The organism is Kitasatospora sp. NPDC057015, assembly GCF_042673745.1.
GTDB lineage: Bacteria > Actinomycetota > Actinomycetes > Streptomycetales > Streptomycetaceae > Kitasatospora.
In genome coordinates, this window is record NZ_JBHUSG010000075.1 from 19365 (window position 1) to 29654 (window position 10290).

A 10290-nucleotide genomic window follows, 5' to 3' on the forward strand; every position below is an offset into this window, starting at 1 on the left:
ACGGTGGCGGTCAGCGAGGTGCAGGTCCCGCCGAGGAAGTAGGTGATGTCGGAGGCCGCGTGGGTGCCGAGGCCCTTGGGGTAGCCGGTGCCGCCGATGGCTATGGTTGCGCCGTCGCCGCTGGCCTGCTCGCCGTTGCTGAGGTTGCGTTCCACCGGGCCCCAGCCGCCGGCCGCGGCGGACCAGGCGAGTTCGGACAGTTGGTGGATGCCGGTGGTGGGCGCCACCTTGGTGGCGGGGGTGACCTTGTACATCACGGTCTCGTGTGGGGCGACGCTGGCGCTGATGGCGCCGGTGGTCGAGGTGACGGCCTTGGACCAGAGGTCCTTGAGCTGGTAGGTGGAGGCGCCGCCGAGGCCGATCGCCGCCGTGGTGGTGGAGACCGTCGCGGTGCCGGTGTCGTTCTCGTTGGTGAGGGTGACGGCTTGGGAGCCGTCGGTGAGGGGCTTGGCCATGACGACCAGGCCGCCTGTGCGGGAGACGACGGTGCCCTGGCGGCCGAGCGGGTCCTGGTCGACGGCGATGACGTCGGTGTTCCCGAGGATGGCGAGGTTGTCGGTAGTGGCCTTTGTCGGATCGGTCAGGTCGGTGCCCATGAGCAGCGGGGCGGCCATCTCGGCCCACAGGCTCATGTGGGTGCGGTACTCGGCGGTGGTCATGCCCTTGTTGCCGACCTCCAGCATGTCGGGGTCGTTCCAGGCGCCGGGCCGGGCGAGGGCGGCGAGCGGCTGGTTGGCCTGCGCCTTGCTGATCATGCTGGACCAGTTGTCGGAGATGTCGGAGGTGGTGCGCCAGGAGTTGGCGACGGTGGGCCGCCACGGGTCGATGGGCTGCTGGGGTTCGCGGTGGATGCTGTAGAAGATCGGCCGGCCGGTGGCGTTGAGGGCGTCGCGCATCTTGGTGAAGGCCTGTTGGGCGTCGACGCCGTCCTCGTCGGCCTTGCACCAGTCGTACTTGAGGTAGTCCACGCCCCAGGAGGCGAAGGCGTTCGCGTCCTGTGTCTCGTGGCCGAGGCTGCCCAGCTGGCCGGGGTAGGCGTCCCAGATGTTGGCGCAGGAGCGGCTGCCAGGGGTGGTGTAGAGGCCGAGCTTGAGGCCCTTGCCGTGCACGTAGTCGGCGAGTGCCTTGATGCCGGAAGGGAAGCGGACGGGGTCGGCCTGCAGGGCGCCGTCGGTGCCACGGGTCGCGGCCTGCCAGCAGTCGTCGATGTTGACGTACTGGTAGCCGGCCGTCTTGAGGCCCTTGGAGACGATGGCGTCGGCCGCGGCCTTGATCTTGGTCTCGTCGATGCCACAGCGGTAGGCGTTCCAGCTGTTCCACCCCATCTGCGGGGTTCGGCCCAGGTGGTTGTCGAGCGCGAACGCGTCCGGGGCGGTCGCGACCTGGAATGCGGCGGCGGCTACAACGCCGGCTGCGGCGAGGGCCATGGCGGAGGCGGCTGCTGTGATCCGTCGTCCGATGGAGGAGCGGTTCTTGTTCATGTGGGGTCCGATCAGTGGTGCTTGTGAACGGGTGGTCGGGACATGGCCCTGGGTGTCCGGGAATGCCTGTGGAGGCAGGTGCTGCCTGCTGAGCGATCGCGGTGACTCCTGGCCGGCTTCGACGGTTCGAGTGCTGAGGTGGTCGGAGCCGGTCTGAAGTCGAGGTGCTGCTCGGGGACTAGGGACCCATGTCGCCTGTGGGGGGCGACCGGTCGGCCGGTGTGACGTCGCTGGATTTCGCTGGCGACGGCAGGGACGCGACCTGCGTACGTTCCTCGGAGGATGCCGGCGTCATTGGGGGAGACGTCAGCGGGGGTAGCCCCCCCGGGGGTACAACTGTCACCAGCTAAGTAGGCCTGGGTGCTTTCAGAAGCAAACAGATGTCAACTGGATGGCACATATAGGAACATCGAGAGTCCAGGCAGGTCAACGGGCCGGAGTAAACTTCTCGGCGGCGTTGTCACAACGTCACCTGCACCGGGCCTGCGCACGTCCGCCAGCCGCCCTGCATCAGCGTCGGTCCGGCGACGCCCGTGACACCCGCCGCGTCGGCCGTACAAGAAACTGACTTGAGGTCGATCTCGTCGAGGCGGGCGAAGCTGCTGAGCCCGACTGCGGACTGCCTGGTCCGTGATCGGGCCGACCAGTACTGCGGAGCGGGTGAATGAGCCACCGGTCAGCAGCAGGGCCGGAGTGTGCTCGCGCCGGTTCCTTGGCCGTGGCGCGAAGGAGATCGCCCCAACCAGGACATCGCCACCGCCTTCTCGCAGTCCACCCGCACCGTCGAACACCACGTCGCCAACGTGCTCCGCAAACTCGGTACTGAGCTTTGCCCCGGGACGTGGACACCCCTGACACTTGGATCTTGTAGGTCCAGGAAGGGAAGTCCAGATGGGACGTCCGTCGAAGTACTCGGACGAGTTCCGGTGTGATGCTGTCGCGTTGTACCGAGCCGCGGGCGGCGGACGCACGTTCGCGGCGTTGGCGAAGGAGATTGGGGTCAACCACGAGACCCTGCGGAACTGGGTGCGGGCCGCCGACGCCGAGACGGCGGCGCCCGCGCCGACGCTGAACGACGGCGAGCGGGCCGAGCTCGCGCGGCTTCGCAAGGCCGAGCGCGAGTGGCAGGTCGAGAAGGAGATCCTGCGCCGGGCGGCCGCGTATTTCGCACGGGAGATGAAGTGAGGGCCCGCCGCTGGGACTTCATCTCCACCCACCGAGGCTGTTGCTTTTTGCAGAGCGACCCGCCTGCGGAGGGACGACGGTAATGGCAGGGCATGAGGCAGAGAGCTGTCATATGGCTGTTGCGAGGCCGGCGGTCCCGCGATTGTGGCTATCCGGCCAAGGCGGCGGTTCGTTCGGCGGACTCCAGCCGCATCAGCTTGCCCAGGTTCAACACCATTGCAGCAAAGTCGAGTTCGGCCTGGCAAGCGGCCAATCCTCGTCGGGCGAAGCGGCGTAGACCGGTGCGGTCCTTCAGATGGCCGTTGACCGGTTCCACCGTGGCAGCGCGCCGTTTGTAGAGGCCGGCCCCGTCCGGACTGGCCAGGCGGTGTGCCATCCGAGTACGAGCGTCGGAGTCGAAGGCCAGTGGGCCCAGGTCCTCGCCGGGTTCTGGCAGGTCGCGCGACTTGCCAGTGGCGATGAGTCGGTCCGGGCCGGGCGCGGTGAGGCTGTCGTTGTTGCAGTAACCGTTGTCGAGGAGCAGGACACCGATCCAGTCCTGCGAGCATGGACAAGCGGGCCCGCCGCAACCGCCTGTGGATATCTTTTCGCCGTCCGCGCCGCCGACGCAGCATCCACCGATATTAGGGCATTTGCCCTCGCAGCGGGCCTGATGAACCAGCACAGCGGCTCGGACGGCTGCTTCGCTCATGGGTCGGAACTGCCGACTGTCGTTGGCGTCCTGCACCAGTTCGGGAGCCAGGATCAATCCGTCGTCGGCAACGACGAGCTGAGCGTTGTATCCCTGGACCGCCCCACCGTCGGCCGCGGACATCAGCCGACTGTCCGGATCGGTGACGTTGCGCCGCACCTGGCGCCGGCTGTCGCGCGACACCTTCTTCCCGTGGCCACCCGACTTGCGAGACTGCCCAGCCTCGGAGCGTTGCGAGGCTGCTGCCGCATCATGCGCCTCCGCCAGGGCCCCTTCGGCCCGGACGAGCCGGCGTCGGGCGCGGGAAACCTCCCGGCCCTTGGTGTCGTCGAAGCTGAAGAGGCCCAGGTTCGGCTTGGGACCGAGCCCGGCCTCGGCCAGCCGAAGCTGCTCGCGGACCTCGGCGATCCGTTCCCGCTTGCGGTCCTGGGTCTGCTGCATGTACTCCCGCGCCGCCTCCACCCGGGCGGCCGCCACGGCCACCGGGTCCACCCCCGGCGCCAGCGGTCCGCCTCCGCTCCACCCCTGCCGGGCGCGGGCCACGCTCACCTGCTCCTTCACCGCGATCGACTCGGCATCCTGGCCGCGCAGCGCCTCCTCTGCCTTGACCTCCTCCAGGCACCGGCGGACCCGCTCGTTGCGGTCCAGTCGCCCGCGCAGCTGCCGAGACGTCTCACCGTCGCGGATCTCGCTACCGCGATCCGCGTCTTCGGCAGCGTCGACGGAGCCGGCATCGGCAATGATGGCGTCGACCTGCTCCTGGAGCCACTTGCGGCGGCAGGTCGCGCCGCGGGATGCATTCGCCGCGATCTTCGTTCCGTCGATCGCGATCGTGCCCAGCCTGCCGAGCCCGGCCTTCGCACAGACCAGCAGCACCTGCGTGAACAGCTCTCGGGCCGAGTCCTGATGCTGTTGACGGAACCGGGCTATGACGCTGTGGTCCGGCACCTGGAGTGCGCAGATCACCCGCCTCGCCACGTCGGTACGGCACAACCGCTCGATCTGTCGGGAGGACCGGACACCGTCGGCATACGCGTAGATCAACAGCGCCAGCATCATCCGCGGGTCATACGCCCGACGTCCCACTCCGCCCAACACGTAGCGCGCTTCGAGGCGGCGCAGGTCCAGGTGCTCGACGAGCTCCAGCAGCACCCACACCACATGATCGTCAGGCAGCCACTCCCGCATGTCCACCGGAAGCAGGAACTGCTGATCACGATCTACCGGACGGAACCCGTTCGCCATACCGCAATCCAACACGCCCCCCGTCGTCCCTCCGCAGGCGGGTCGCTCTGCAAAAAGCAACAGCCTCACCGGGCCGAGTTCGGTGTCCAGCGGTTGTGCGAGGTCCTGGGTGTCGCCCGCTCCGGTTACTACGCCTGGCAGGCCGGCGCTCGGGCGCGCGCCGACCAGGCGGCGGCGGAGGCCGCGCTGGTGGGCGAGATCCGTGAGGTCCACCGGGAGACGCACGGCGCCTACGGGGTGCCGAGGGTGCACGCGGAGCTGCGGGCCCAAGGGCGGGTGGTCAACCGCAAGCGGATAGCCCGTCTGATGCGCGAGCACGGCATCGTCGGCCGTCACCTGCGCAAACGCTGCCGAACCACCGTCCGGGACAGGAACGTGCCGCCGGCGCCGGACCTGATCGGGCGCGACTTCACCGCGGGCGGGCCCGATATCCGGTGGGTCGGGGACATCACGTATCTACCGGTTGGCGGCTCGTGGATGTACCTGGCCACCGTCATCGACCTGCACTCGCGCCGGCTCGTGGGCTGGTCGATGGCCGACCACATGCGCACCCGGCTGGTCGCCGACGCCTTGGAGGCCGCGGTGGCGACCCGCGGTGGCCGGGTCGACGGCGTGATCTTCCACTCGGACAGGGGCTCTCAAGGTGGATTCAACTGGTCGTCGCAACACCCTGATCTCGGAGGGGTGCGGCGTGGCCACAGCGGACTGGCGTTTGAAGACCAGCGATGTTCCGGAGGGGCGGCGTCGGCAGTGGCGCGCTGACCGTGCGTTGCGGCCGGCGATGCGTTCGCCGGGACGGCCTGATCCGTCTCGGGTCGCGCAGCGCCAGTTTTGGCGCCTGATCGCCACGGGGGTCACGACGGTGGAGGCGTCACTGGCGGTCGGCGTGTCGTGGCCGGTGGGTGCGAGGTGGTTTCGTCACGCTGGCGGCATGCCTCCGATCTCGTTGGCCGAGCCCTCGGGCCGGTACCTCACGTTCGAGGAGCGCGAGGAGATCGCGATCCTCAGGGCGATGAGCAAGGGCGTGCGCGAGATCGCCCGCGCCCTGGGGCGTGACCCGGGGACAATCTCTCGCGAACTGCGCCGCAACGCCGCCACGCGCGGTGGCAAGCAGGAGTACCGCGCGACGGTCGCCCAGTGGAAGGCTCAGCAGGCGGCCAAGCGTCCGAAGAGCGCGAAGCTCCTGGGCAACGACCGGTTGCGTGAGTACGTGCAGGAGAGGCTTTCGGGGAACGTTCACCGGCCTGACGGGACGGTCGTCGCGGGGCCGCAGACGCCTCCGTGGAAGGGGCTGAACAAGCCGCACCGGCAGGACAGGCGGTGGGCGACAGCATGGAGCCCGGAACAGATCTCGCACCGGTTGAAGGCCGACTTCCCCGAGGATGAGTCCATGCGCATCAGCCACGAGGCGATCTACCAGTCGCTGTTCATCGAGGGCCGTGGTGCGCTCAAGCGGGAGCTGGTCGCCTGCCTACGCACCGGGCGGGCACTTCGAGAGCCTCGGTCGAGGTCACGGAACAAGCCGCAAGGGCATGTCACCGCGGATGTCGTCCTCAGTGAACGTCCTGCAGAGGCCGGGGACCGCGCGGTCCCAGGGCATTGGGAAGGCGATCGTGCGACACGAAGTTGCACGAATTTGAGTGGACTGACCGATTGGAGAGGCGGCTGATGGTGAGGCCGTAGGTGCAGTCACGGGTCCGTGTCCGTATGACCCGTCCCCGCCCTTGACGTGCGATGCCGGTAACGGCGTGGTGCGAAGCTCAGGGGAAAGCCCAAGGGCCCCCGTTCCATCCGGGAGTTACCGGCAAGGGGAAGACCGGACGGGTGAAGTGCGCCGTGAGGCGCCCTGTTGTATCTCCGGCTCAGCCGGAATGAACTCGGAAGAACGTTCATGGATCTAATGGCTAACCTGAGATCGAAAGGTTAAGGGGACCACAGCATGCCAGGAAAGCAGCGACCGCGCGAAGGCGTCAAGGCGGGGTGCTGCGAGATCCGTGCGATACGGCAAAAGCTAAACTGCTTGAAACCTAATTCCCGATCGGTGAATGTCCGCGCCCACCGGAATGACGTCTGTAACCGGTGCCGCCCTGTGCGTCAGTATTGTTCGCCTACTGATGCAACCTCCGTGGGGCGGGTGATGCCCAGTGAGGGCAGTCAAGGGGATGAGTGGGTTGCCTAAGTCGCGCTCGGACGTACAACAGGGACGTACCGCGGGATTGCCTAAGGGGTGCGAGCCCTATGGTGACGGAGCGCCAATAGTAGTCGCAGGAGTAACGACCTACCAGGGGGTCCGGGAAAGCCGGACACAGGGCAAAGTGGCGCAGGTGACTGGACTGACCAGATACGCGAGGTCTGCGTAATGCAGAACGCCGAAGCGGTTCTGGAAGTTATTCGTGAACGTGGCAGGCGTGGCCTGCCGCTGGAACGGCTGTATCGACAACTGTTCAACCCGCAGCTCTATCTGGCTGCCTACGGGAAGCTGTACTCCAATGCGGGTGCAATGACCCCTGGCGTCACCGGAGAGACCGCAGACGGCATGTCCTTAGAGAAAATAGGCGCGATCATCGAGGCCGTTCGAAACCAGCGGTATCGGTGGAGTCCGGTCCGGCGTATCTATATTCCTAAGCGCAACGGGAAACGTCGGCCTCTAGGATTGCCCGTATGGTCAGATAAGTTGCCGGCCGAAGTCGTGCGCATGTTACTCAATGCGTACTACGACGTTCAGTTCTCGGATCATTCTCATGGGTTCCGCCCCCTTCGAGGCTGCCACACCGCGTTAAGCGAAATCGTGGACACGTGGACGGGGTCGAGCTGGTTCATCGAGGGAGATATCACTCAATGCTTTGATCGCCTTGACCATAAGGTGATGATCAAGACGTTGGGTGAAAAGATCCATGATGGCCGGTTCCTGCGATTGATAAGCAACATGTTGACGGTCGGGTATTTGGAGGACTGGAAATGGAACGCAACGCTCAGCGGTTCACCGCAGGGCGGGGTGGCCAGTCCGATCCTGTCTAACATCTACCTTGACCGGTTGGACAAGTTTGTCGAAAACGTGCTGCTGCCGGAGTACAACCGGGGGAAGCTTCGGAAGACCAACCTCGAATACAAGAGGATCGAAAACGCAATCACACGGGCGCGGAAACGCGGGGATCGACGGTCGGCACGTGAGTTGTCACAGGCCCGACGAACCCTCCCGAGTCAGGACCCACGGGACCCGACATACCGAAGGCTGCGTTACGTAAGGTACGCCGACGATATTCTCCTCGGATTCAGCGGGCCGAAGGCCGAGGCGGTGGAGATCAAGCAGCGGATCGGGGAGTTCCTGCGTGACGAACTCAAACTGGAACTCTCCGCAGAGAAGACGCTGATCACCCACGCTCGCACAGAGAAGGCCCGCTTCCTCGGTTATGACATAGTGGCCCAGCATGCCAATGACCGGCTCACTCGAAATCGGAGATCCGTCAATGGCGTGATCGGACTGCGTGTTCCCGAGGAAGCGATCACGCGCAGGTGTTCCTTGTATATGCGCTGCGGCGAACCAGCGAGTCGGTACGAAATGCTGCAAGATCAGGACTTCACGATCATCAGCAAATATCAGGCCGAATATCGAGGTGTAGTTCAGTACTATCTCCTGGCTGCGAACGTCTACCGTCTCGGTAGGCTGCGCTGGGTCATGGAGACCTCACTGCTGAAGACATTGGCGGGAAAGCACCAGGCCACTGTTTCCGCGACGGCTCGTAAATACAAGGCCGTCATGGAGACCCCCGAGGGGCCACGGGTGTGCTTCCGTGTCGTCATCGAACGCGGTGAGGACAAGAAACCGCTGATCGCGTGGTTCGGAGGAATCCCGCTGAAACGGCAGAAAGATGCGAAGCCCATAGACAGGGCTCCGATCCTGGCAGCCACCGGCAATGAGTTGATTCATAGGCTCCTCGCCGGAAGTTGCGAGCTGTGCGGCTCACCCAATAGATTGGAGGTGCACCACATCCGCAAGCTCGCGGACCTGAACAAGCCAGGCCGCACCGAGAAGCCCGCATGGGTACGCATGATGGCCATGCGTCGGCGCAAGACCCTCGTCATCTGCCGACCCTGCCACGAGCATACCCACGCCGGGCGACTCGCCGTCGTTCCCTTGAAATAGTCACTGGAGAGCGGTATGCGCCGAAAGGCGCACGTACCGTTCGGGAAGGGGCCGTCGGAAAAGGACCTCCTTGGAGGCACCTCGCCGGCGGCCTACTTCACCGCAAGTGAACTCCCGATGATGCCTCGTGATCCCAAGCCCCGCCGATGGGAAGTTCCAGTGGGGTGCATGGCTGGCCGCTGAGAAGCGGCAGGCGCTGGCTGGCAGAGGTCACTCCGGCCAGGTGGACACCGCCGCCTCGGGGTAAAGGGAGCACCCACCCCGGTCGTAACTCATTCGTGTGGAACGTGGAAACCCCGTTGGGGTCCGGGCCGTCGTGGTCCGGTCGGCCGACCGTGAGGAAGGTTCAACTCCCCAGCGGGAACAGGATGGCCCAAGAAGCCAATGCCGGAAGCCGAAAGGAAACGGGAACCCGGGGCAGCATGATCGGCCTCTCCGCTGGTCGCCCCGCATAACCGTCCGGATACAGGCTGCTGCCTGGACCCGAAAGGGTGCTGACGTGGGCCGGGTGAGCCTGTGCGGACTCACTGGACAAAGACGACGGAACCGAGGGACAAGTTGGACACCATGACGGATGCGGACGGAGCGGTCTCGGCCGTCCCGGCCGCCGCCGCGACGGTGAACGGACCTGAGGGCGAAGACCTGGTCTGGACGTCGATCGACTGGCGCCGGGCCGAGGAGGACGTACGGCGTCTGCGGCAGAGAATCTTCACGGCATCGCAGGCAGGGGACCTGAAGAAGGTCCGCAACTTGCAGAAGCTGATGCTCCGGTCCCGTTCGAACACGCTCGTGAGCGTGCGGCGGGTCACGGAGATCAACGCGGGACGCGCGACGGCGGGAGTCGACGGGAAGGTGGTACTGCTTCCCCAGTCCAAGGCCGCGCTGGCCCTCTGGGTCCAGCACCGTGCCCGACCGTGGACTCCCAAGCCCGTCAAGCGGGTGTTCATCCCCAAACCGGGGACCACGAAGAAGCGCGGCCTCGGGATTCCCGTGATCGTCGACCGGTGCCTACAGGCTATGGCACTGGGCGCACTGGAACCCGAGTGGGAAGCGCGGTTCGAGCCGAAGTCGTACGGCTTCAGGCCCGGCCGCGGCTGTCACGACGCGATCGGAGCCATCTACTCCACGCTCAACGGGAAGAACCCGCAGCGTGTGTGGGTGCTCGACGCGGACCTGACGGCGGCGTTCGACCGCATCGACCACGACCGGCTCATGGCCGCGCTCGGCACCTTCCCCGCCCGGGGACTGGTCCGGCAGTGGCTGAAGGCCGGGGTCGTGGACAAGGGTCGGTTCGCCCCGACCGAGGAGGGAACTCCACAGGGCGGGGTGATCAGCCCGTTGCTCTTCAACGTGGCCCTGCACGGGATGGAGGAAGCCGCAGGGGTCCGCTACTTCACCGCTGGCCGAGACGCCGGCAGTGCACAGAGCGGCAGCCCCGTGCTGGTGCGGTACGCAGACTTATGCCGAGTTCCGCATAAGTCGGCTTATGCCGATGTGCGGGTTATGCCGACCGGGGTGGTGAAGGTGCTGGTGACGGGCCTGCG

At 66.1% G+C, this 10290-nt stretch carries 6 protein-coding genes and 2 pseudogenes; 6 read left to right on the forward strand and 2 right to left on the reverse strand.

Annotated elements, in window-relative coordinates; translation table 11 throughout:
- Positions 1-1481 (reverse strand): NPCBM/NEW2 domain-containing protein (locus tag ACFTWP_RS39155; RefSeq protein ID WP_380269944.1); only part of this gene is annotated, 1481 nt, incomplete at its 3' end.
- A gap of 695 nt (positions 1482-2176) precedes the next feature.
- Between ACFTWP_RS39155 and ACFTWP_RS39160 the strand changes: the two genes are divergently transcribed.
- Complete coding sequence (locus ACFTWP_RS39160) at positions 2177-2413, forward strand: LuxR C-terminal-related transcriptional regulator (RefSeq protein ID WP_380269945.1); 237 nt, start codon at positions 2177-2179, stop codon at positions 2411-2413.
- Positions 2373-2666, forward strand: coding sequence for a transposase (locus ACFTWP_RS39165; protein ID WP_380269946.1), 294 nt, complete (start codon positions 2373-2375; stop codon positions 2664-2666). The genes ACFTWP_RS39160 and ACFTWP_RS39165 overlap by 41 nt, the downstream gene beginning before the upstream one ends.
- 148 nt (positions 2667-2814) lie before the next feature.
- Here the strand turns inward: ACFTWP_RS39165 and ACFTWP_RS39170 are convergent, their stop codons facing one another.
- On the reverse strand, positions 2815-4602 hold the full coding sequence (locus ACFTWP_RS39170; protein WP_380269947.1) for a transposase: 1788 nt from the start codon (positions 4600-4602) through the stop codon (positions 2815-2817).
- Between the two features lie 66 nt (positions 4603-4668).
- Between ACFTWP_RS39170 and ACFTWP_RS39175 the strand changes: the two are divergent.
- From ACFTWP_RS39175 to ACFTWP_RS39190, 4 genes and pseudogenes are all read left to right on the forward strand, one after another.
- Positions 4669-5244: pseudogene (locus tag ACFTWP_RS39175) on the forward strand (IS3 family transposase); the annotation flags it as partial.
- A 289-nt stretch (positions 5245-5533) separates the two neighbouring features.
- Positions 5534-6214, forward strand: a pseudogene (locus tag ACFTWP_RS39180) (transposase); the annotation flags it as partial.
- Positions 6215-6961: 747 nt separating this feature from the next.
- A complete protein-coding gene (locus ACFTWP_RS39185; protein WP_380269948.1) occupies positions 6962-8746 on the forward strand; it encodes a reverse transcriptase domain-containing protein in 1785 nt (594 codons plus the stop codon).
- Between the two features lie 567 nt (positions 8747-9313).
- Positions 9314-10290: reverse transcriptase N-terminal domain-containing protein (locus ACFTWP_RS39190; RefSeq protein WP_380269949.1), on the forward strand; the 977-nt coding region annotated here is incomplete at its 3' end.

Coding starts and splice junctions, on each gene's coding strand:
- ACFTWP_RS39165 (WP_380269946.1), top strand. CDS start 2,373: ATGGGACGTCCGTCGAAGTACTCGGACGAGTTCCGGTGTGATGCTGTC.
- ACFTWP_RS39170 (WP_380269947.1), bottom strand. CDS start 4,602: ATGGCGAACGGGTTCCGTCCGGTAGATCGTGATCAGCAGTTCCTGCTT.
- ACFTWP_RS39185 (WP_380269948.1), top strand. CDS start 6,962: ATGCAGAACGCCGAAGCGGTTCTGGAAGTTATTCGTGAACGTGGCAGG.